22 protein-coding genes and 2 other annotated features are annotated in these 23,640 nt (G+C 44.0%); all 22 genes read left to right on the top strand.

What is annotated here, in order from left to right:
- The first annotated feature begins 6 nt into the window (after nt 1-6).
- The 22 genes from radA (at nt 7) to QT711_RS09370 (ending at nt 23,563) form a co-directional block, all read left to right on the top strand.
- The gene (gene radA / locus QT711_RS09475; protein ID WP_317943731.1) at nt 7-1,374 is read left to right on the top strand and encodes a DNA repair protein RadA; all 1,368 of its coding nucleotides are present in this window, start codon (nt 7-9) and stop codon (nt 1,372-1,374) included.
- A 633-nt stretch (nt 1,375-2,007) separates the two neighbouring features.
- Nucleotides 2,008-3,108, top strand: a complete 1,101-nt coding sequence (locus QT711_RS09470) for a PIN/TRAM domain-containing protein (RefSeq protein ID WP_317943730.1) — start codon at nt 2,008-2,010, stop codon at nt 3,106-3,108.
- 15 nt (nt 3,109-3,123) lie between these two features.
- On the top strand, nt 3,124-3,807 hold the full coding sequence (gene ispD / locus QT711_RS09465; RefSeq protein ID WP_317943729.1) for a 2-C-methyl-D-erythritol 4-phosphate cytidylyltransferase: 684 nt from the start codon (nt 3,124-3,126) through the stop codon (nt 3,805-3,807).
- 11 nt (nt 3,808-3,818) lie between these two features.
- Entirely contained in the window at nt 3,819-4,298 is a 480-nt protein-coding gene (ispF, locus tag QT711_RS09460) for a 2-C-methyl-D-erythritol 2,4-cyclodiphosphate synthase (protein WP_317943727.1), read from the top strand.
- A gap of 166 nt (nt 4,299-4,464) precedes the next feature.
- Nucleotides 4,465-5,928: a glutamate--tRNA ligase gene (gltX, locus tag QT711_RS09455; protein ID WP_317943726.1), complete on the top strand. Its 1,464-nt coding sequence runs from the start codon at nt 4,465-4,467 to the stop codon at nt 5,926-5,928.
- 326 nt (nt 5,929-6,254) lie between these two features.
- Nucleotides 6,255-6,482, top strand: a binding site (T-box leader).
- Nucleotides 6,483-6,540: 58 nt separating this feature from the next.
- Nucleotides 6,541-7,209 (top strand): serine O-acetyltransferase, encoded by a 669-nt coding sequence (gene cysE / locus QT711_RS09450; protein WP_317943724.1) that lies wholly within the window; start codon nt 6,541-6,543, stop codon nt 7,207-7,209.
- Nucleotides 7,190-8,590 carry a cysteine--tRNA ligase gene (gene cysS, locus QT711_RS09445; protein WP_317943722.1) on the top strand — a complete coding sequence of 467 codons (1,401 nt, stop codon included), beginning with the start codon at nt 7,190-7,192 and terminating at the stop codon, nt 8,588-8,590. Before cysE ends, cysS begins: the two co-directional genes overlap by 20 nt.
- 5 nt (nt 8,591-8,595) lie before the next feature.
- Nucleotides 8,596-9,018 carry a Mini-ribonuclease 3 gene (locus QT711_RS09440; protein WP_317943799.1) on the top strand — a complete coding sequence of 141 codons (423 nt, stop codon included), beginning with the start codon at nt 8,596-8,598 and terminating at the stop codon, nt 9,016-9,018.
- On the top strand, nt 9,015-9,773 hold the full coding sequence (gene rlmB / locus QT711_RS09435; protein ID WP_317943721.1) for a 23S rRNA (guanosine(2251)-2'-O)-methyltransferase RlmB: 759 nt from the start codon (nt 9,015-9,017) through the stop codon (nt 9,771-9,773). The genes QT711_RS09440 and rlmB overlap by 4 nt, the downstream gene beginning before the upstream one ends.
- Nucleotides 9,770-10,285 carry an NYN domain-containing protein gene (locus QT711_RS09430; protein ID WP_317943720.1) on the top strand — a complete coding sequence of 172 codons (516 nt, stop codon included), beginning with the start codon at nt 9,770-9,772 and terminating at the stop codon, nt 10,283-10,285. The genes rlmB and QT711_RS09430 overlap by 4 nt, the downstream gene beginning before the upstream one ends.
- A 69-nt stretch (nt 10,286-10,354) precedes the next feature.
- Complete coding sequence (sigH, locus tag QT711_RS09425; RefSeq protein ID WP_371390409.1) at nt 10,355-11,005, top strand: RNA polymerase sporulation sigma factor SigH; 651 nt, start codon at nt 10,355-10,357, stop codon at nt 11,003-11,005.
- A gap of 183 nt (nt 11,006-11,188) precedes the next feature.
- Nucleotides 11,189-11,338, top strand: a complete 150-nt coding sequence (rpmG, locus tag QT711_RS09420) for a 50S ribosomal protein L33 (protein ID WP_317943717.1) — start codon at nt 11,189-11,191, stop codon at nt 11,336-11,338.
- A gap of 46 nt (nt 11,339-11,384) precedes the next feature.
- The gene (gene secE, locus QT711_RS09415; RefSeq protein WP_317943715.1) at nt 11,385-11,570 is read left to right on the top strand and encodes a preprotein translocase subunit SecE; all 186 of its coding nucleotides are present in this window, start codon (nt 11,385-11,387) and stop codon (nt 11,568-11,570) included.
- Between the two features lie 149 nt (nt 11,571-11,719).
- On the top strand, nt 11,720-12,253 hold the full coding sequence (nusG, locus tag QT711_RS09410; protein WP_317943713.1) for a transcription termination/antitermination protein NusG: 534 nt from the start codon (nt 11,720-11,722) through the stop codon (nt 12,251-12,253).
- Between the two features lie 170 nt (nt 12,254-12,423).
- Nucleotides 12,424-12,849 carry a 50S ribosomal protein L11 gene (gene rplK, locus QT711_RS09405; protein WP_060203386.1) on the top strand — a complete coding sequence of 142 codons (426 nt, stop codon included), beginning with the start codon at nt 12,424-12,426 and terminating at the stop codon, nt 12,847-12,849.
- Between the two features lie 116 nt (nt 12,850-12,965).
- Complete coding sequence (rplA, locus tag QT711_RS09400; RefSeq protein WP_317943712.1) at nt 12,966-13,664, top strand: 50S ribosomal protein L1; 699 nt, start codon at nt 12,966-12,968, stop codon at nt 13,662-13,664.
- Between the two features lie 46 nt (nt 13,665-13,710).
- Nucleotides 13,711-13,858 (top strand) — a sequence feature (ribosomal protein L10 leader region).
- 33 nt (nt 13,859-13,891) lie between these two features.
- Nucleotides 13,892-14,392: a 50S ribosomal protein L10 gene (gene rplJ / locus QT711_RS09395; RefSeq protein ID WP_317943711.1), complete on the top strand. Its 501-nt coding sequence runs from the start codon at nt 13,892-13,894 to the stop codon at nt 14,390-14,392.
- A 75-nt stretch (nt 14,393-14,467) separates the two neighbouring features.
- Nucleotides 14,468-14,833, top strand: a complete 366-nt coding sequence (rplL, locus tag QT711_RS09390) for a 50S ribosomal protein L7/L12 (RefSeq protein WP_317943709.1) — start codon at nt 14,468-14,470, stop codon at nt 14,831-14,833.
- A 227-nt stretch (nt 14,834-15,060) separates the two neighbouring features.
- Nucleotides 15,061-15,669 carry a class I SAM-dependent methyltransferase gene (locus QT711_RS09385; RefSeq protein WP_317943707.1) on the top strand — a complete coding sequence of 203 codons (609 nt, stop codon included), beginning with the start codon at nt 15,061-15,063 and terminating at the stop codon, nt 15,667-15,669.
- A gap of 213 nt (nt 15,670-15,882) precedes the next feature.
- Nucleotides 15,883-19,425: a DNA-directed RNA polymerase subunit beta gene (rpoB, locus tag QT711_RS09380; RefSeq protein WP_317943705.1), complete on the top strand. Its 3,543-nt coding sequence runs from the start codon at nt 15,883-15,885 to the stop codon at nt 19,423-19,425.
- A 170-nt stretch (nt 19,426-19,595) separates the two neighbouring features.
- Nucleotides 19,596-23,189, top strand: a complete 3,594-nt coding sequence (gene rpoC / locus QT711_RS09375; protein ID WP_317943704.1) for a DNA-directed RNA polymerase subunit beta' — start codon at nt 19,596-19,598, stop codon at nt 23,187-23,189.
- A 125-nt stretch (nt 23,190-23,314) separates the two neighbouring features.
- A complete protein-coding gene (locus tag QT711_RS09370) occupies nt 23,315-23,563 on the top strand; it encodes a ribosomal L7Ae/L30e/S12e/Gadd45 family protein (protein ID WP_317943703.1) in 249 nt (82 codons plus the stop codon).
- Nucleotides 23,564-23,640: the final 77 nt, after the last annotated feature.

The raw sequence follows: 23,640 nt of genomic DNA, 5'->3' as shown, positions 1-23,640 counted from the left end.
GGTACTATGGCAAAACGAAAGACGAAATTCATGTGTAGGGATTGTGGATATGAATCGCCAAAATGGATGGGAAGATGTCCGGGTTGTGGCCAATGGAACACGATGGACGAGGAAGTTGAAATTGTAAGTAAAGGTCCTCGTGGTGCATTCCAGCATACAGAAACCGTTCATCAAAAGGCCCAACCAATCAATTCCATTCAGACGGCAGAGGAACCGAGGGTGAAAACGGAGCTAGGCGAATTGAATCGTGTGTTAGGTGGCGGAATTGTACCAGGCTCCCTTGTGCTCATAGGTGGCGATCCAGGAATAGGGAAATCAACGTTACTACTTCAAGTTTCTTCTCTTCTTGCGAACCAACAACAGCGAGTATTGTACATATCAGGAGAGGAATCCATTCGACAAACAAAATTGCGTGCAGAACGGCTTGGTGTTACGTCGGATGAATTGTATATCTATGCAGAAACAGACTTGTCCAAGATTCATGAAACGATTAATGACGTTCAACCGAAGTTTGTCATTGCGGATTCCATTCAAACGATTCATCATCCGGAAGTAACGTCAGCTCCAGGAAGTGTCTCGCAAGTGCGGGAATGTACTGCGGAATTAATGCGCATAGCAAAGACGCAAAATATCGCGATCTTCATCGTCGGACATGTAACAAAAGATGGACAGATTGCAGGTCCGCGGCTACTGGAACATATGGTGGATACGGTTCTGTATTTTGAAGGGGAGCGTCACCATACGTATCGGATTTTGCGCAGTGTGAAAAACCGATTCGGGTCGACAAATGAAATTGCTATTTTTGAGATGTTGCAGTCTGGTTTAAAAGAAGTGTTGAATCCATCAGAATTATTTTTGCGAGAACGATCCCAAGGCGGAGCGGGTTCGACTGTCGTGGCATCCATGGAAGGAACCCGTCCAATTCTTGTTGAAATCCAAGCGCTTGTGACGCCTTCGAGTTTTAATTATCCGAAGCGAATGGCGACAGGTATTGATCAAAACCGTGTGTCATTGCTCATGGCTGTTCTGGAAAAAAGAATGGGGATGCTGTTGCAAGCGCAAGATGCGTATATAAAAGTTGCGGGTGGTGTAAAACTGGATGAACCGGCAATCGATTTAGCAGTGTTAGTCAGCATCGTCTCTAGTTACCGCGATGCGGCTGCGGGGGCGACAGATTGTTTCATAGGCGAAGTCGGTTTGACAGGAGAAGTTCGCCGCGTTTCCCGTATTGAACAACGCGTCATCGAAGCAGCCAAACTCGGATTTGAACGAGTCTTCATCCCGGCCTCCAACATCGGCGGATGGGACTTCCCAAAAGGAATCGAAGTCATAGGCGTCGAAACAGTAAGCCAAGCATTAAAAACAGTGTTTTAATGTTCAAAAGCGGAGAACGTCGTTAAGGCGCGACAGGCGCTGGAAGGCGAGACCAGAAGGCGCTCTTTGCCTTATGCGTCTGGCCTGAAGCGACCCGAGCGCCTGACGTTCGAAGCTGGATGTCACCAAAAGCGGAGAACGTCGTTTAGGCGCGACAGGCGCTGGAAGGCAAGACCAGAAGGCGCTCTTTGCCTTATGCGTCTGGCCTAAAGCGACCCGCGCGCCTGACGTTCGGAGCTGGATGTCACCAAAAGCGTAGAACGTCGTTTAGGCGCGACAGGCGCTGGAAGGCAAGACCATAAGGCGCTCTTTGCCTTATGCGTCTAGGCTGAAGCGACCCGAGGGCCTGACGTTCGGAGCTGGATGTCACCAAAAGCGTAGAACGTCGTTTAGGCGCGACAGGCGCTGGAAGGCAAGACCATAAGGCGTTCTTTGCCTTATGCGTCTGGCCTGAAGCGACCCGAGCGCCTGACGTTCTGTAAATAAGAGGGGGATGCATAAGGGGGGCAGGAACTTTGACGGATGTTTGAGAGTCCTAACCATAGTAGGAAATCAAGTGATGTCAATGGTTCAGAACAGCGAATGCGCTAAAAAACATGTATAGTATTGAATAATGAAATGGAGGTGTTGTGCATGTTGAAAAGAGTGGTGCAAATTGGATTGCTCCTTGTAGGAGGGACACTCGGCGTATTATTTTTACCGTATTTATTTACTTTATCTTCTTTTACTTCTCAGCCGATGATTGACAATCCATATGTAGCTGCAGTTTTAGGGGCAATTGTATTATATTTACTAGGTCTGTTCATCGCAGATCCGATCGTCAATTTTATTAAGTGGATGGAAGATTTGTTGTTGAAAGCGCCAATTTTTGACTTGCTATTTGGGACAATCGGGTTGATTGTCGGATTAAGTGTTGCGTTTTTAGTCAGTTTCGGATTAAGTAGTATTGAAATCCCGATTATTACTTCCATTCTTCCGATATTGCTTTCAATCTTGCTTGGGTATCTTGGCTTCCAAGTAGGGTTCAAGAAACGAGAAGAATTTTTGCATGCTTTATTTGCGATGCGAACTAGTAGCCAAAAGAAGAAGGATGGGTCGGATGCTTCTGTTCAATCAGAAGCAAAAGTCAATAAGATTCTCGATACGAGTGTCATTATAGACGGGCGTATTGCTGATATTGCAGCGACTGGGTTTCTTGAAGGTGTGCTCGTTGTTCCGCAGTTCATGCTGACAGAGCTTCAGCATATTGCTGATTCGTCGGATTCGTTGAAACGGACGAAAGGTAGAAGAGGGCTTGATGTGTTGAAAAGGTTGCAAACGGAAGACGGCCCGAGTGTTTTGATTACCGATGAAGATTTTAATGATGTTGCGGAAGTGGACTTGAAACTTGTGCGACTTGCTAAAAGTATGAATGGTCTTGTTGTGACGAACGATTTTAATTTGAATAAAGTAGCTGATTTACACGGTGTCGATGTGTTGAATATTAATGACTTGGCAAACGCTGTGAAACCGGTCGTCATTCCAGGTGAAGAGATGCATGTCGTTGTCATCAAGGACGGTAAAGAGCATAACCAAGGAGTTGCATACTTGGATGATGGAACGATGATCGTCATTGAAGAAGGTAGATCGCATATTGGGAACACAATCGATGTTGTCGTTACGAGTGTGTTGCAAACTTCTGCTGGAAGAATGATTTTTGCGAAACCGAAGAATGGGAAATCGGCAAAATCGTAAGGAAGAGGCTTGTTGATGGAGACTTATACTGTAATGCTCCCTGCTGCAGGAAGTGGGCGCCGCATGGGAGCGGGGTTCAATAAATTATTTTTGGAGTTGGCGGGAAAGCCGATTCTCATGCATACATTGGATGTGTTTGAGCGGGATCACAACTGTGAAGGAATGATTTTATCCGTCAAACCGGAAGAGCGACCGACCATTGAACAGATGCTCCAGGCATACGGCATAACGAAAGTAAAGGCGATGGTTCCTGGTGGTGCGGAGCGGCAACAAAGTGTAGCTGCTTGCATTCAAGCGCATCAAGATGGCGGAGTTGTGCTCGTGCATGATGCAGCACGTCCGTTCATTCACCAAGATGTCATTCGTAAACTCGTTGAGGTGGCAAGTGAGTACGGCGCAGCCATTGCGGGAGTGCCTGTTAAGGATACGATTAAAGTGACTGTCGATGGTGTAGTGGAACAGACGGTAGACCGCTCAAAATTGTGGTCCATTCAGACACCACAAGCTTTTCGTTATGAACTTCTAAAGGAAGCTTCTGAAAAGGCGGAAGCAGATGGTTTTTTAGGGACGGACGAATCGATGATTGTGGAACAGCTTGGTGTGCCTGTTCGCATCGTTGAAAGTACGTACGATAATGTGAAAATGACGACGAGTGAGGACTTGCTATTTGGTGAAGTCCTCTTGAAACGTAGACAGTAGGAGGGGTTTGGATGATTCGAGTTGGACAAGGGTTTGATGTGCATGAGTTTGCAGAAGGACGTCCATTAATAATTGGTGGGATTACCATTCCGTATGATAAAGGGCTGATCGGCCATTCAGATGCGGATGTATTGTTACATACTGTGACGGACGCTGCTTTAGGGGCGATTGGTGAAGGGGATATAGGCAGACATTTTCCGGATACGGATGCTGCTTTTAAAGATGCTGACTCAGCGGTTCTGCTTGAAAAAGTGTGGAGCATTGTTGAACAGAAAGGTTATCGGTTAGGCAATATCGATTGTACGATTATGGCGCAGAAACCTAAAATGGCGCCTCATATCGAGACAATCCGTGCGCGTATTGCAGAACTGTTGCATGCAGATGTATCGCAAGTGAACGTGAAAGCGACAACGACTGAAAAGTTAGGGTTTGTCGGTAGAGAAGAAGGAATTGCTTCGATGGCGACAATTCTTCTTTTGAAAAACGAATAAATGCTGTAAGGGCCATGGACCGCGAGTCAAAACGTGTTGTCCAATGAAGCAAGGGAATAGTGCTTCATTGGCAATGATAGACGAGCAATACGTTCATCGCCCTTTTAAATCAGCTTCAGCAGTGATAAAATGACACTTGAATCAAACATGAACGGAGATGCTTTTAATGACAACAGAAGTACGAGTACGTTATGCGCCAAGTCCGACTGGCCATTTACATATCGGTGGTGCCCGGACGGCATTATTCAATTACTTATTCGCAAAACATCACGGCGGGAAATTCATTATCCGAATTGAGGATACCGATATTGCCCGTAATATTGAAGCGGGTGAGTTATCACAACTTGATAATTTGAAGTGGCTTGGCGTCGAGTACGACGAATCGGTAGACATCGGTGGGGACTATGGTCCGTATCGCCAAATGGAACGTCTGGATCTCTATACGAAATATGCGCAAGAGTTGCTTGATGGCGGTCATGCGTATAAATGTTTCTGTACAACAGAAGAGTTGGAAGCTGAGCGCGAGAAGCAAAAAAGTGCTGGCATTGCTGCGCCGATGTATGCGGGCACTTGCAGAAATCTGACTGCTGAAGAGGTTGCTGAAAAAGAAGCGGCTGGTATGCCGTATACAATCCGTATGCGCGTGCCTGAAAACGTGACGTATAAAGTGGATGACCTTGTTCGTGGAGAAGTTGTATTTGAATCAGAAGATGTTGGTGATTGGGTAGTTGTGAAAGCGAACGGTATCCCGACGTATAACTTTGCGGTTGTCATTGATGACCATTTGATGAAAATTTCACATGTTTTCCGTGGAGAAGAGCATTTGACGAATACGCCGAAGCAATTAATGATCTATGATGTGTTCGGATGGGACTATCCACGTTTTGGTCATATGACGTTAATTGTCAATGAGGATCGGAAAAAGCTATCTAAACGTGATGAGTCGATTATTCAGTTCATTTCCCAATATAAGGACCTAGGTTATTTACCGGAAGCGATGTTTAATTTCTTTGCGTTGCTCGGTTGGTCTCCAGTTGGAGAAGAGGAGATCTTTACGAAGGATCAACTCATTGAGTTGTTCGATGAAAGTCGTCTATCTAAGTCTCCATCTATGTTTGATAAACAAAAATTGACGTGGATGAATAACCAGTACGTTAAAAAATTAAGTTTGGATGAAGTCGTCGAGTTGACGTTACCGCATTTGCAAGCGGCAGGTCGTGTGAACGAGGAGATGACGGAAGAGGAACGCAAGTGGGTTCATGATTTGATTGCTTTGTACCAAGCGCAACTAAGTTATGGAGCTGAAATTGTTGAATTGACCGCCCAATTCTTCACGGATCATATTGAATATGATGAACAAACTAAAGAAATCTTGGCGGGCGAACAAGTGCCAGAAGTAATGGCTGCTTTCCAACGTCAATTGGAGGAGTTGGAATCGTTTGATCCGGCTTCCATCAAGGCAGCAATTAAAAATGTGCAAAAGGAAACAGGCCATAAAGGAAAGAATTTGTTTATGCCGATTCGTGTAGTAGCGACGGGTCAAGCGCACGGACCAGAGTTGCCGGATTCCATTGCGTTGATTGGCAAGGAAACGACAATTGAGCGCGTTTCGAAGTATGCGAAAGCTTGAGTTGATTTGGAGTTATGCGGCGTTCTGAGGAGATATGTTGTGATTTGAAGAGATATGCGTCGTTCTGAGGAGTTATGCTGTGATTGGAAGAGTTATGCGGCGTTCTGAGGAGCTATGCTGTGATTTTAGGAGATATGCGGCGTTCTGAGGAGCTATGCTGTGTTTTGAAGAAATATGCGGTGTTCTGAAGAGTTATGCTGGGATTCAAGTTGTTATGCTTTGTTCTAAGTAGTTCTAAGGGTTGCGTCGTTTTAGAGTTGCAAGGGTGTGCGTCTTCGTGCATAATCGAAGTACGTCGTTCGTATAGTCAATTATAGTTTTGGATATAGAAAGCTTTGATAAGGAGAAGTACGTATTGCATGCGCTTCAGAGAGGATCATCGTCGGCTGGAAGTGATCTGTGCCTCTGTAATACGGAAATGCCCCTTTGAGTGCCGTGCCGAAAAGTGAAGTAGGCTGGACGCTTCGCCAGCGTTAATAGGCGATAAGCGGGAAGTGGCCAGGTCACTGGTTTCTTCCAAGCGGAGTGGAACCGCGCATATATGCGTCTCTGTCTAATTATGGACAGGGGCGTTTTTGTGTTTTGAAAAGAAGTGAGATAGGAGGAAGTGGAGTGATACGTAGGATGAGGGAAGACATTAGATGCATATTTGAACAGGATCCTGCAGCACGGAGCACTTTCGAAGTGGTGTTGACGTATTCAGGGCTTCATGCGATTTGGGCGCATCGGCTTGCGCATGCGTTGTATAAACGGAATCTGTCCTTTCTAGCGCGATTTATCTCACAGATCAGTCGGTTTTTTACGGGAATTGAAATACATCCAGGTGCGACGATTGGTCGCCGGTTGTTCATTGACCATGGCATGGGGATTGTTATCGGTGAGACGTGTGAAATTGGAGATGATGTCACGTTGTATCAAGGGGTTACACTTGGTGGGACTGGGAAAGAGAAAGGCAAACGTCATCCGACGCTAGGGAACAATGTGCTAGTCGCTTCAGGGGCGAAAGTGTTAGGCTCTATTACAATCGGAGACAATAGTAAAGTGGGCGCAGGTTCTGTCGTGTTAAAAGATGTACCTGCTGATTCGACGGTTGTCGGCATACCGGGGAAGGTCGTCATGACAAACGGCGTACGTGTGAAGGATAAACACGATCACCGGAATATGCCGGATCCGGTTACTGATACGTGTAACCAATTGGAAAATGAAATCGCAATGCTGAAAAAACGAATAGAAGAATTAGAAAAGAAAGAGGGGAATCTTGATGGGCATTCAAATTTTTAACTCATTGACGCGAAAGAAAGAGCCTTTTATTCCTTTGGAAGAAGGTAAGGTGAAGATGTATGTGTGCGGACCGACTGTCTACAACTACATCCATATTGGAAATGCAAGGCCGGTTATTGTGTTTGATACGGTACGAAAATATTTGGAGTATCGTGGCTATGAAGTGAATTTTGTTTCGAACTTCACAGATGTGGACGATAAGATCATAAAGACGGCAAATGAGCTCGGTGAAGAGGTTGGGGAGCTAACAGATCGTTTCATTAACGCGTATTTCGAAGATGTTGGTGCACTTGGTTGCACAAAAGCGAATGCCCATCCGCGAGTGACGGAGCATATTGACGACATTGTGGAATTTATTCAAGTGTTGATTGACAAAGGGTATGCGTATGAAGCGCAAGGAGATGTGTATTTCCGTACGCGCAGTTTTGATGGGTATGGCAAGCTGTCACATCAATCAATCGATGAGTTGAAAGTCGGAGCGCGCATTGAGGATAGTGGGATTAAAGAGAATCCGCTAGACTTTGCATTATGGAAATCTGCCAAAGAAGGAGAAATCGCTTGGAGCAGTCCTTGGGGGCATGGTCGTCCTGGGTGGCATATTGAATGTTCTGTTATGGCAAGAGAGCATTTGGGCGATACGATTGATATCCATGCGGGTGGTCAGGATTTGACATTCCCACACCATGAAAATGAAATTGCGCAATCCGAAGCGATGACAGGGAAGCAATTTGCGCGCTATTGGATGCATAATGGCTATATTAATATTGATAATGAAAAGATGTCGAAATCACTAGGGAACTTTATTCTTGTGCATGATATCCGCCAAAAAATTAGTCCGAGAGTGCTTAGGTTCTTCATGCTGTCTGTTCAATACCGTCATCCAGTGAATTTTTCACAAGAACTAGTGGAAAGTGCCGCAAATGGGTTGGAGCGCATTCAAACAGCGTACACCAATTTGCAACACCGTTTGGATTTGTCGGCAGACCTTGGCGATCAGCAAGACATTTGGACGTACAAAGTGGATGAAGTGGTCCGCCAGTTTGAAGAGGCGATGGACGATGACTTTAATACGGCAAATGCCATTGCGGCGATTTTTGAACTTGCGAAGACGGCGAATGTTTATCTGAAGGAGAAAAATACACAAACTACTGTATTAACATACTTCATCGAGACATTTGATCGTTTAATGGGTGTGCTTGGGTTGCCATTTGAACAAGAGCAGGACTTGTTGGATGAAGACGTTGAACAGCTTATTGAAGAACGGCTGACTGCTCGTCGTGAGAAGAACTTCCAACGTGCAGACGAAATACGTGATGTATTAAAACAACAAGGTATTATTTTGGAAGACACTGCACAAGGCACGCGGTGGAAGAGAGGGTGAGTGCCGTGTATACATTGCGCGATATAGACGTCAAGCAATTAAATGCGTTGGCACTTGCCTATATGGGGGATGCTGTTTATGAACAGGCAATTCGGGAGCATCTATTGCGCTCGGGTCGTGTGAAACCGAATATTCTCCATAAAGAAGCGACGAAGTACGTTTCCGCAAAAGCACAAGCTGCGAGTGTGAAAATGATGCAACAGGACGGTTTCCTCACGGAGGAGGAGGAAGCCGTGTTGCGTCGCGGTCGGAACGCGAAGTCTGGTTCCGTTCCTAAAAACACAGATGTTGTAACGTATAATCATAGCTCGGGGTTTGAGGCGGTTCTTGGCTACTTGCATTTACTTGGGAAGCACGAGCGAGTGGAAGAAATTATTACGAAAACAGTGCAATTCATTGAAAAGCCTAATGAGGAGGGTGCATCATGACAAATCAGGAATCGGAATTGATTGGTGGTAAAAATCCAGTAGTGGAGGCCCTCCGATCAGGTAGAGAGTTAAATAAGATCTGGATCGCTGAAGGGTTGAATAAAAAAAGCATAGGGGAGATTCTTTCGCTTGCAAAACAAGCAGGTGTGCTTGTACAAGCTGTGCCGAAACAGAAACTGGATGGCATGCTCGATGTGAATCATCAAGGGGTCATTGCTTCAGTTGCTGCGTATGCATACGCAGAATTGGATGATTTGTTTGCGATAGCGGAGCGACGAGGAGAAGATCCTCTGTTTCTAATCCTAGATGAACTGGAAGATCCACATAATTTAGGTTCTATACTTCGTACAGCGGATGCAACGGGGGTGCATGGCGTCATTATTCCAAAGCGTCGTTCTGTCGGTTTGACGGGTGTAGTTGCGAAGGCGTCGACGGGGGCGATCGAGCATATTCCTGTCGTTCGTGTCAATAATTTATCTCAAACAGTGGAAGATCTGAAAAAAAGAAATGTGTGGATAGCAGGCACGGATGCAAAAGGCTCTCAAGACTATCGAAAAATGGATGCGACGTTACCGCTAGCGATCATTATTGGTAGTGAAGGGAAAGGGATGTCTCGCATTTTGAAGGAAAAATGTGATTTTCTCTATCATTTGCCGATGGTTGGACAAGTTACGTCTTTAAACGCATCTGTTGCTGCGGCATTGCTCATGTATGAAGTGTTCCGTAAACGCGATTGTCATCGTTCTGAGTCATGAAACAGGAAATTTTACTTGTCGATGGCTACAACGTAATTGGAGCTTGGCCTGAGTTGAGAACTCTAAAATCAGACAGCCTTGCAGATGCGCGAGACCGTTTAATCGAACGGATGGCAGAATACAAAGCGCATATGGGTTGGCGGGTTGTCGTGATTTTTGATGCACATTTAATGCCGGGCATTGAAAAGAAAAATTTAAAACATCAAGTGGAAGTCGTTTTTACGCGAGAAAATGAAACAGCGGATGAGCGGATTGAAAAAATGGTTGCTGAACTGAGTGGGCGTCGTGTACAAATTCATGTAGCGACGTCTGATTTAACGGAGCAGTGGGTCATTTTTGCGCAAGGTGCGTTAAGGAAGTCTGCGAGAGAACTAGAAATCGAGATGAATGAAATTGATCAAATCATCTCAAAGAAAGTGAAAGTAATCCAAGAGCAACGCCCGTTTTCCAAGATTCAACTGTCTGATGATGTTGCTGAAATATTTGAAAAATGGCGCCGTGGAATGAAATGAACGGTTGACGCAAAATTTTTCCATACGGTATACTAGTTGAAATGGCAATAACGAATCGGGGTGTGGCGATTGGTGGGAAAGACATACGTTCATGGGGGCACTACTGACTTCACGGGACTTTCCGATGAAGAGCTTATCATCTGTGTTCAAAGGGGGAGCGCGGACGCACTTGATTTTCTTATTACCAAATATCAATCTTTTGTCAAAATGAAAGCGCGCTCTTATTTCATGATGGGGGGAGACCGCGAAGATATTATTCAAGAGGGAATGATTGGCCTTTATAAAGCGATCCGTGATTTTCGTGATGATCGATTGAGTTCATTCAAAGCGTTCGCTGAATTGTGCATTACACGGCAAATTATTACGGCGATTAAGACCGCTACTCGACAGAAGCATATTCCATTGAATACTTCCGTCTCTTTGGACAAGCCAGTGTATGATGAAGAATCGGAGCGGACATTATTAGATGTCATCGCTAGTTCTGATCTTGATGATCCTCAGGACTTAATGATTTTCAAGGAAGATTATGTCCATATGGAAGGTGAAATCAATAAAGTTCTTAGTGGACTCGAAAAGCAAGTGTTGTCGCTGTATTTGGATGGCCAGTCTTATCAAGAAATATCAGATGAGTTGAATCGACAAGTAAAGTCAGTGGATAATGCATTACAACGGATTAAACGTAAATTGGAACGTCATATGCAAATAGATGCTGTATATTAATTTGTCCCAAAATAGCTTTAGAGAATGGTAGTGTTTGATGCATCCAAAAGGCAATTGTGGCGATTACCAAGCATTTTCCATTGTGTTGACATCGTGTAGGTAAGATGGTACTCTTTAGCAAGACAATGACGATGTACTTAAACTATTTACAACATTTGCATGACACGAGTTTAGGGTGAGAAAATGTCTAAAAAGATGATTTTGTGCTGTGAGCGTTGCGGGTCGAGGAATTATGTAATTCCGGCCGGCAATAAACAAGCAACAGAACGATTTACAGTGAAGAAGTTTTGCAATCATTGCAATACACATACAGAACATAAGCAGACAATCTGATTGCAATATGCAGTAATCTATATAATATTCGGAGGTCTACGAGTGCATGGGGAAATTAACTGGTTTCTTGAAAAATGTCGTCTCTGAAATGAGGAAGGTCAGCTGGCCAAAGCGTAAAGAATTAACACGTTATACAATTGTTGTAATCTTTACAGTCATCTTTATGGCGGTATACTTTGGTTTAGTGGATTTAGGCATTTCAGAAGTAATGGAATGGTATATTGCGTTATAATAAGGCAGCATGAATATCCTTGTCGAAAATATCCCGTCTTGTACTATGTACGGGTTTTTTCTTTTCTTTGGAAATAGCGCATTACGGGTTGAAAAAATGTTATTTATTTTTTAAAAGGAGGGACGGACACAGTCCTTGTCATTATGGAAATGGAGAAAAATTGGTACGTTGTCCACACGTATTCAGGGTATGAAAATAAGGTGAAGGCAAACCTTGAAAAACGTGTAGAGACAATGGGTATGCAAGATAAAATATTCCGTGTCGTCATTCCTGAAGAGCAAGAAACGGATTTTAAAGACGGAAAGAAAAAAACGGTTATGAAAAAAACTTTCCCAGGATATGTCCTCGTGGAAATTATTATGACGGATGATTCTTGGTATGTCGTTCGAAACACACCTGGAGTGACGGGCTTTATCGGTTCATCCGGTGGGGGAGCGAAGCCGACGCCTCTTTTACCTGAGGAAGTGGATTTCATCTTGAAGCAAATGGGCATGAAAGAGCCTAAAACAGAAGTCGATTTTGAAGTCGGCGAAATGATTGAAGTGTTAGAAGGACCATTCGCGCATTTCCAAGGGAAAGTAGAAGAAATCGATCAGGACAAAGGGAAAGTGCGTGTTACTGTCGATATGTTTGGACGCGAAACAATTATGGAACTCGACTTTGCACAAGTTGAAAAAATATAAGTGAATACCACTTGCAAGATAGGCAGAATAATGGTATCATTTCAAAGGTCAGACTGTAATCTGAACAGTCTGGACGGATTAACCAAATTCTACCGGGAAAACCGGCAGACACATATTGAGTGGGAGGGGCAACCCAATTACCACATCACGGACTTAAGGAGGTGTGTCTCGTGGCTAAAAAAGTTACCAAAATTGTGAAATTGCAAATCCCTGCAGGTAAAGCAAACCCAGCACCACCAGTTGGACCAGCACTAGGTCAAGCAGGTGTTAACATCATGGGATTCTGTAAAGATTTCAATGCACGTACAGCAGATCAAGCAGGCTTAATCATTCCTGTTGAAATAACTGTATTTGAGGACCGTTCATTCACTTTTATTACAAAAACTCCACCAGCAGCAGTGTTGTTGAAAGTTGCAGCTAATCTTCAAAAAGGTTCAGGAGAGCCTAACAAAAAGAAGGTTGCTACTGTAAAACGTGATAAAGTTCGCGAAATTGCAGAACAAAAGATGCAGGATCTAAACGCAGCATCAGTTGAAGCAGCGATGGCAATGGTTGAAGGTACTGCGCGCAGTATGGGAATCACGATCGAAGACTGATTCGTGTGACCGTAACGTGTTTCTTTGTAGTGGGGGTTGCGCTTGTCGTTAGGACACGCAACCCTTATTCGTGGGAGGTTCAATCCGTTAAAACCACAATGAGGAGGAAATAGCAAATGGCTAAAAGAGGTAAAAAATTCACTGAAGCAGCGAAACTTGTCGACCGTACACAAGCGTATGAATTGTCACAAGCGATTGAGCTTGCTAAAAAAACGAGCACAGTAAACTTTGATGCTACTGTTGAAGTTGCATTCCGTCTTGGAATCGACACTCGTAAAAACGACCAGCAAATCCGTGGGGCAGTTGTGCTTCCAAACGGAACTGGTAAAACTCAGCGCGTACTCGTTTTCGCTAAAGGCGAAAAGTTGAAAGAAGCGGAAGCTGCTGGTGCAGACTTCGTAGGCGATGCAGAGTATATCACTAAAATCCAACAAGGCTGGTTCGATTTCGACGTTATCGTTGCAACTCCGGACATGATGGGCGAAGTTGGTAAAATCGGTCGTGTACTAGGACCAAAAGGCTTAATGCCAAACCCTAAAACAGGTACAGTAACATTTGATGTTGCGAAAGCTGTTGCAGAAATCAAAGCAGGTAAAGTTGAATACCGTGCGGACAAAGCTGGTATTATCCATGCGCCAATCGGAAAAGCTTCTTTCGATAACGAAAAGCTTGAAGAAAACTTCAAAACTGTATTTGAAACTGTTCAAAAAGCGAAACCAGCTGCAGCGAAAGGGACATACATGAAGTCTGTAAACATTACGACTACAATGGGTCCTGCGGTCAAAGTTGATCCTTCTTCTGTAGTTATTAAATAAAAACCATTGACAAGTTTGAAATCTTGTAGTAAGATTTCGTTTGTTGTGAACTAAATCATTTGTACCGTAGACAGCAGGTGCGATTACTCGCTTAATTTCCTGCCGAGGACAAGACGCTCTTTCACGTTAAAGATGACGACTTTTCTGCCCTCGTGTTCTACTTTGTAGAGCCCGAGGGCTTTTCATATCGGTATAAATGACCCCGAATTCTTATAGGAGGTGTCAAGATGAGCAAAGTAATTGAAGCTAAACAAGCAGTTGTTGAAGAGATTTCAGGTAAATTGAAATCAGCAGTTTCTGTTGTCGTTGTTGACTATCGTGGTCTAAACGTCAGCCAAGTAACTGAACTTCGTAAGCAACTTCGTGAAGCAGGTATTGACTTCAAAGTTTACAAAAACTCAATGTCTCGCCGTGCTGCTGAAGCTGCAGGACTTGAAGGTTTGAACGAACATCTTGTGGGACCGAATGCAATTGCATTCTCTAACGAAGATGTAGTCGCTCCTGCGAAAATCCTTAACGATTTCGCTAAGAAGAACGACAAACTTGAAATCAAAGCAGGTGTAATCGAAGGTGCGGTTGCTTCTGTAGAAGATGTTAAGGCATTGGCAGAACTTCCATCACGCGAAGGTCTACTTTCTATGCTACTCAGCGTTCTACAAGCTCCAATGCGCAACTTCGCGCTTGCAACAAAAGCTGTTGCAGAGCAAAAAGAGGAACAAGGCGCTTAATCACCATCAAGTTGCCTGAACGACAATATGCGGGTTAAACCCGACAAAACAAAACCTATTTAGGAGGAACATATAATGACTAAAGAACAAATCCTTGACGCGATTAAAGAAATGACAGTTCTTGAATTAAACGACCTAGTAAAAGCAATCGAAGAAGAATTCGGCGTAACTGCTGCAGCTCCAGTTGCAATGGTTGGCGGTGCAGGTGCTGGTGAAGCGGCTGCTGAGCAAACTGAATTCGACGTAGTTCTTGCTTCTGCAGGAGACCAAAAAATCAAGGTTATCAAAGTTGTACGTGAACTTACTGGCCTTGGCTTGAAAGAAGCGAAAGAAGTAGTTGATAACGCTCCTAAAGCAATCAAAGAAGGCGTTTCTAAAGAAGAAGCTGAAGAAATGAAAGCGAAACTTGAAGAAGTTGGCGCTGGAATCGAAATCAAGTAATTTTTCTATACGGGAGAAAGGCTCGTCGGTTGACGGGCTTTTCTTCGTTTTTTTATCTCTGCTCAAAAAAGTTTGTAGCATGAGGCTTGAGAATTTAGTTGAATGAAGGATCTTTCTGAAGCAAGTGCTGTATCGCTTGTGTAATGAAGAAACGTTTCATTTACTTTGTGCATAACGATATATTTAAAGAAATTTGGATAACCTTTCGTTAGGAAGGGAGGAACGAAATGGCAGATCATTATTATTCTAAAAATCCTACCGTGAAAAGCGATCCGAAAGAATGGAGTGCGACGGTCCGTGGCGTTCAACTTCGTTTTAAAACGGATGCTGGTGTATTCAGTAAGGGAGAAGTGGATTTTGGCTCGCGCTTGCTTGCGGATGCATTTCGGATGAATGAAACCGAAGGGAATTTGCTTGATGTTGGTTGTGGGTATGGCCCAATCGGTTTATCGGTTGCCGCATCTTTTCCGGATCGGACAGTTCACATGGTAGATGTGAATGAGCGAGCGATGGCGTTAGCGAAAGAAAATGCGGAAATGAATGGCATACAAAACGTCGAAATCTATCCGAGTGATGCACTGTCTTCTGTAGAAATGGAAGGCTTTTCTGCTATTTTGACAAATCCGCCAATCCGGGCAGGAAAAGAGACGGTATTCAGCATCTACGACGGCGCTTTTTCAAAGTTGGCGAATGGCGGAGTGTTGTGGGTTGTTATTCAAAAGAAGCAAGGTGCTCCTTCTACAATCGCACATTTAGAAGACCTTTTTGGTAATGTGGAAACGGTCGAAAAGAAAAAAGGGTACTTTATTCTGAAAGCCCAAAAAATGTTGACGTAAGGCTAACGTTGTGGTAGTATTGTAAAATGCATAAATAATATAATGCGGTCGTGTGCCCTTTTGCATAAGTTTTGGTAAACTAAGGCATACTGGCAATGGATAAAAGATTGTTAAACCGAAAATGAGCTCTTGCCGGAACTCGTTTTCTTTTTGTTTTTTCGATATCATACACTATTTTTATGATTTCGCAAAGGACTAATATTGTTTTGAGGGGTGAAAGAGTTGACAGGTCATTTAGTTCAGTATGGTCAACACCGTCAGCGCAGAAGTTTCGCGCGGATCAATGAAGTTCTCGAGCTGCCGAATTTGATTGAAATCCAGACGGCATCTTATGAGTGGTTCTTAGAAGAAGGACTACGTGAAATGTTTCGAGACATTTCACCGATTCAGGATTTCACAGGTAATCTTTCATTGGAGTTCATTGATTATCAGCTTGGTGAACCGAAATACCCTGTTGATGAGTCGAAGGAACGTGACGTTACGTATGCTGCGCCATTGCGTGTGAAAGTACGTTTGCACAACAAAGAAACCGAAGAAGTGAAAGAGCAGGACGTTTTCATGGGTGATTTCCCACTTATGACAGAAAACGGAACGTTCATCATCAACGGTGCGGAAAGGGTTATCGTATCCCAGCTTGTTCGTTCTCCAAGTGTCTATTTCAATGATAAGACAGATAAGAACGGTAAGCGTGGCTTTGCGGCAACGGTTATTCCAAATCGTGGAGCTTGGTTAGAGTACGAAACGGATGCGAAAGATGTCGTTCATGTCCGTATCGATCGTACACGTAAATTACCAATTACAGTTCTTCTTCGCGCGCTTGGTTTCTCGACAGACCAAGAAATTATCGACTTGATTGGCGATAATGAATACTTACGGAATACGTTGGAAAAGGACAATACGGAAAACTCCGAAAAAGCGTTGCTTGAAATTTATGAGCGCTTACGTCCTGGCGAACCACCAACGTTGGAAAGCGCTAGAAGCTTACTTTACTCCCGCTTCTTCGATCCAAAACGCTATGATTTGGCGAACGTAGGTCGTTACAAGATGAACAAAAAACTTCATTTGCAAAACCGCCTTTTCAATCAAACACTTGCTGAGACGCTTGTGGATCCTGAAACAGGTGAAATCCTACTTGAAAAAGACCAGCTTATTGACCGCCGGACTTTAGATCGTATACTCCCTCATCTTGAAAAAGGTGTCGGTATTGAAGAGATTTCTCACGTAGGTGGAGTTCTTGAAGATGACATAACGATTCAGACGATAAAAATCTACGCACCTAAGAGTGAAGAAAAACAAGTGATTAACGTCATCTCCAATGCGAGCATTGATGAATCCATCAAAAATGTTACGCCAGCGGATATCGTTGCGTCCATCAGTTATTTCTTCAACTTGCTACATGGTGTAGGGAACACGGATGACATCGACCACCTTGGTAACCGTCGTCTTCGTTCTGTAGGTGAACTCCTACAAAACCAATTCCGTATTGGTTTGTCCCGTATGGAACGTGTTGTAAAAGAACGTATGTCCATTAACGATACACAATCAATCGTTCCTCAACAGTTAATCAACATCCGTCCAGTTATTGCGTCAATTAAAGAGTTCTTCGGTAGCTCTCAGCTATCCCAGTTCATGGATCAGACGAACCCTCTTGCAGAATTGACACATAAACGTAGATTATCTGCACTCGGACCAGGTGGATTGACGAGGGAACGTGCGGGAATGGAAGTGCGTGACGTTCACTACTCTCACTATGGCCGTATGTGTCCAATTGAAACGCCGGAAGGTCCGAACATCGGATTGATCAACTCCTTATCTACATTTGCGCGAGTGAACAAATTCGGTTTCATTGAAACACCTTATCGGAAAGTGGATCCTGAAACGAATCGTGTTACACAACAAATTGATTATTTGACTGCAGATATCGAAGATAATTACGTTGTGGCACAAGCGAACGCTCTGTTAAACGACGATGGTTCATACGTCAATGAAGAAGTTGTTGGCCGTTTCCAAGGTGACAACACAGTCTTCAAACGTGAACAGATCGATTACATGGATGTATCGCCTAAGCAAGTCGTGTCTGCTGCGACAGCTTGTATTCCATTCTTGGAAAACGATGACTCCAACCGTGCACTCATGGGAGCGAACATGCAACGTCAAGCTGTTCCTTTATTAAACCCTGAGGCGCCTTTCGTAGGTACAGGTATGGAGCACGTATCAGCGCGTGATTCTGGAGCTGCCGTTATTGCAAAATATCACGGAATTGTCGAGCATGTGGAAGCGAAAGAAATCCGCATTCGCCGTATTGAAACGGTTGACGACAAAGAAGTGAAAGGCGATCTCACAATTTATAAGCTTGAAAACTTCATCCGATCTAACCAAGGGACGTGCTATAACCAACGACCGATTGTTAGCGTAGGAGATCGTGTAAAACCACGTGACATCCTAGCAGATGGTCCTTCCATGGATAGCGGAGAGCTTGCTTTAGGGCGTAACGTCCTCACTGCCTTCATGACATGGGATGGTTACAACTATGAAGATGCGATCATTATGAGCGAACGTCTTGTAAAAGATGATGTCTTCACTTCAATTCATATTGAAGAATACGAGTCAGAAGCACGTGATACGAAACTCGGACCTGAGGAAATCACGAGAGATATTCCAAACGTTGGTGAAGAAGCGCTTCGCAATCTTGACGACCGTGGAATTATCCGCGTCGGTGCAGAAGTACGCGATGGAGACATTCTCGTTGGTAAAGTAACCCCTAAAGGAGTTACGGAACTTACTGCAGAAGAAAGACTTCTTCATGCTATTTTCGGTGAAAAAGCGCGTGAAGTCCGTGATACATCCCTACGTGTGCCACATGGTGCAGGTGGAATTGTACTAGACGTAAAAGTGTTTAATCGTGAAGATGGTGACGAACTGCCACCAGGCGTTAACCAGCTCGTCCGTGCGTACATCGTTCAAAAACGTAAAATCTCCGTTGGGGATAAAATGGCCGGACGTCATGGTAACAAAGGGGTAATCTCCCGTATCTTGCCTGAATCGGATATGCCATACCTTCCAGATGGTACACCGATTGATGTCATGTTGAACCCACTAGGCGTTCCATCACGTATGAATATCGGACAGGTATTGGAAATGCACTTAGGAATGGCAGCACGTAACCTAGGTGTCCATATGGCTTCTCCAGTATTTGACGGAGCGAACGAAGAAGATGTGTGGTCTACAATGGAAGAAGCGGGCATGAACCGTGATGGGAAAACGATCCTTTATGACGGACGCTCTGGTGAACCGTTTGACAATCGTGTTTCGGTCGGTGTCATGTACCTCATTAAACTTGCGCACATGGTAGACGATAAATTGCATGCTCGTTCTACAGGTCCTTACTCACTCGTTACGCAACAACCACTTGGCGGTAAAGCTCAGTTCGGTGGACAGCGTTTCGGAGAGATGGAAGTATGGGCGCTTGAAGCTTATGGGGCTGCTTATACATTGCAAGAAATTCTAACAGTCAAGTCGGATGACGTTGTCGGACGTGTGAAAACTTATGAAGCGATCGTCAAAGGACAAAGCGTACCTCAACCAGGTGTTCCTGAATCATTCAAAGTATTGATCAAGGAACTTCAAAGTCTTGGTTTGGACGTGAAAATGCTGACAGAAGAATTCGAGGAAATCGAAATGCGTGATCTTGATGACGACGACGATATGCAACCAACTGACGCATTGAATCTCATGGCTGAAGATCAAACTGTATAAGTCACTGCAGCAGATGGTCAAAGAATGAAATCCTACAGAATTGCAAGTAGGATAGATGCTTAGATAATAGTAACCAGAATTGGATAGGGGAGTTTTGAAGAAGACTCCCCTATTTTAACGATATTGATGAGAATCCATCGCGGAGATAAGATAAGAGGGAGGTAGGCTCCTTGATAGATGTAAACAATTTTGAGTATATGAAAATCGGCCTTGCTTCACCTGACAAGATTCGTTCTTGGTCATATGGTGAAGTGAAAAAACCAGAAACAATTAACTACCGTACACTGAAACCGGAGAAAGACGGTTTATTCTGTGAGCGGATTTTTGGTCCTACAAAGGACTGGGAATGTCATTGCGGTAAGTATAAGCGTGTACGTTACAAAGGCGTTGTCTGTGATCGTTGTGGCGTTGAAGTGACGCGACAAAAGGTACGTCGTGAACGTATGGGACATATCGAACTTGCAGCTCCAGTTACACATATCTGGTACTTCAAAGGAATTCCAAGCAGAATGGGTCTCATCTTAGACATGACCCCACGTGCTTTGGAAGAGATTATTTATTTTGCTTCATATGTAGTTGTAGATCCAGCAGATACACCACTTGAACGCAAACAACTGCTTTCTGAAAAGGAATATAGACTATACCGTGAAAAGTACGGCTCGAAATTCCAAGCGGCTATGGGTGCAGAAGCAATCGAACAACTTTTGATGGCGATTGACTTGGATAAGGAAACAGAAATGCTGAAAGAAGAGTTGAAGACTGTACAAGGTCAACGACGTACGCGTGCAATTCGTCGCTTGGAAGTCGTCGAGTCTTTCCGTAACTCTGGAAACCGTCCTGAATGGATGGTTCTTGAAGTACTACCTGTCATCCCGCCAGAACTTCGCCCGATGGTACAGTTGGACGGTGGTCGTTTCGCAACTTCTGACTTGAACGATCTTTACCGAAGAGTCATTAACCGAAACAACCGGTTAAAACGTCTACTTGATTTAGGTGCTCCTGGTATTATCGTGCAGAACGAAAAACGTATGTTGCAAGAAGCTGTCGATGCGTTAGTCGATAATGGTCGTCGTGGCCGTCCAGTAACAGGACCAGGTAACCGTCCATTGAAGTCTCTTTCTCATATGTTGAAAGGGAAACAAGGTCGCTTCCGTCAAAACCTATTAGGAAAACGTGTTGACTACTCTGGCCGTTCGGTAATTGTCGTTGGACCTAACTTGAAAATGTACCAATGTGGACTTCCGAAAGAAATGGCAATCGAATTGTTCAAGCCTTTTGTCATGAAAGAGTTGGTTGAACGTGGTCTTGCGCATAACATTAAAAGTGCGAAGCGTAAAATCGAACGATTACATTCTGAAGTATGGGACGTACTCGAAGAAGTCATTAAAGAGCATCCGGTCTTATTGAACCGCGCCCCTACTCTTCACAGACTTGGGATTCAAGCATTCGAACCAATGTTGGTTGAAGGGCGTGCTATTCAACTTCACCCGCTCGTATGTACAGCGTATAACGCTGACTTCGACGGTGACCAAATGGCTGTTCACGTGCCGCTTTCTGCAGAGGCACAAGCTGAAGCACGTTTGCTCATGCTTGCAGCGCAAAACATCTTGAACCCGAAAGACGGAAAACCTGTCGTTACACCTTCCCAAGACATGGTATTAGGGAACTACTACTTAACATTGGAGAGAGCAGGTTCCATCGGTGAAGGTTCAATCTTCAGCAATATGAATGAGGCATTGATTGCATACCAAACAGGTCATGTACATCTTCACTCAAGAATTGCTATTCATGCCGGATCATTGAACAACCCGACATTTACAGAAGCTCAAAATAATAAATTCCTATTGACGACAGTAGGGAAGCTCATTTTCAATGAAATCCTTCCTGAAACATTCCCGTACATCAATGAACCGACGAATCATAACTTGCAAATCGAAACGCCGGATCGCTATTTCATTGATGGGACTGTCAATGTGAAGGAACATATTCAAAATAGTGAACTTGTCCTTCCGTTCCGTAAAAAAATTCTAGGAAACATCATCGCGGAAATCTTCAAGAAGTTCCATATTACGGAAACTTCTCGTATGCTAGACCGTATGAAGAACCTTGGATTTAAATATTCAACTCGTGCTGGAATTACAGTTGGTATTTCCGACATCGTTGTTTTGCCGAATAAGGATGAGATTTTACAAGAAGCACAAAGTAAAGTGGATAAAGTGACGCAACAATTCCGTCGTGGTCTCATTACGGAAGAAGAGCGTTATGATCGCGTCATTTCTTATTGGAGTAATGCGAAAGACGTCATCCAGGACAAACTGATGGACTCTCTTGAAAATACAAATCCGATTTACATGATGAGTGACTCAGGAGCCCGTGGTAATGCGTCCAACTTTACACAGCTCGCAGGAATGCGGGGATTGATGGCCAACCCGGCTGGTCGTATTATCGAACTACCGATCAAGTCATCATTCCGTGAAGGTCTGACGGTTCTCGAGTACTTCATCTCTACACACGGTGCGCGTAAAGGTCTTGCCGATACAGCACTGAAAACTGCCGATTCCGGTTACTTGACGCGTCGTCTAGTTGACGTTGCACAAGACGTAATTGTGCGTGAAGATGATTGTGGTACAGATCGTGGCTTAGAAGTAAGTGCACTTAAAGAGGGAACAGAAATTATCGAAACCCTCGAAGAACGTATCGAAGGCCGTCATACGAAGAAAACAATCCGTCACCCTGAAACAGGTGAAGTGATTGTAGCGAAAGACGGACTCATTACAGCTGACCTTGCAAATGCAATTATCGATGCTGGAATTGAAAAACTTACAATCCGTTCTGCATTTACATGTAATACAAAACATGGTGTTTGTAAGAAATGTTACGGCATTAACCTTGCGACAGGTGAAACGGTTGAAGTCGGTGAGGCAGTTGGTATTATCGCTGCCCAGTCAATCGGAGAACCAGGTACACAGCTTACAATGCGTACTTTCCATACAGGTGGGGTTGCCGGGGACGATATTACATCCGGTCTTCCACGTATCCAAGAGATTTTCGAATCGCGTAATCCGAAAGGGCAAGCAGTCATTTCAGAAATTAAAGGTGAAGTCACTGAGATTGATGAAATCCGCGAAGGCCAAAAAGAGATTACCATTCAAGGTGAAGTGGAGACACGTAAGTATCTCGCTCCATACAATGCCCGCTTGAAAGTTGCAGTCGGCGATATGATCGATCGAGGAGATAGCATCACTGAAGGTTCTATCGATCCGAAAGAATTGATTATTGTTAAAGATGTTGCAACTGTTCAAGAGTATCTTCTTAAAGAAGTACAAAAAGTTTACCGTATGCAAGGTGTTGAAATCGGTGATAAGCACGTAGAAGTAATGGTTCGCCAAATGCTCCGTAAAGTTCGTGTAATCGAAGCAGGCGACACAGATTTACTTCCAGGCTCATTGCTCGATATTCATCAGTTCGCAGAAGCGAATGCTGAAGTGTTAAAGAACGGCAAAGCTCCAGCAACTTCAAGACCAGTTATCCTTGGTATTACAAAAGCTTCGCTTGAGACGGAATCATTCCTATCGGCAGCTTCGTTCCAAGAAACAACGCGCGTCTTGACAGATGCAGCGATTAAAGGTAAAACAGATGAATTGCTCGGATTGAAAGAGAATGTCATCATTGGTAAACTCGTACCAGCTGGAACAGGGATGCAGCGTTATCGCCAAATCCAAATGGAACAAGGTGACGATTTAGCAGTCGCAACCGAAAATTAATGTTACGAAAACGGGGAGAAAAAACTCCTCCCCGTTTTTCTTCTTTATTGTTGACACAGCTATTGATAGATGATAATATACAAAAGGTTGATAGTTGAATGTCTGTACTTTGGAGGATGTACGTTATGTCTTACGAAAAAGTCGAACAGGCAAAGAAGACGATCATCGGTACAAAGCAAACGGTTAAAGCGATAAAGACAGGCGTAGTAAAAGAAGTCGTTATTGCCAAAGATGCTGAAGAGAAACTCGTTGCTTCTGTCTTAGAAGAAGCGAAACTCCGAGGTGTCCAAGTAAATTATGTCGACTCAAGGGAAAAGCTTGGTCGAACATGCGGCATTCAAGTCGGTACGGCTGTAGTCGCCATTACTGTATAGTAGTTTTTGTGTTGTTAGAAACACAAAGACTTTGTTTTTACCCCAAAAATGAACCACCTGGATGTGTGGTCTTACAA

The organism is Sporosarcina saromensis, assembly GCF_033253735.1.
Lineage (GTDB): Bacteria > Bacillota > Bacilli > Bacillales_A > Planococcaceae > Sporosarcina > Sporosarcina saromensis.
The sequence above is the reverse complement of the archived record's forward strand: the minus strand, read 5'-3'. Positions and strand labels throughout refer to the sequence as shown.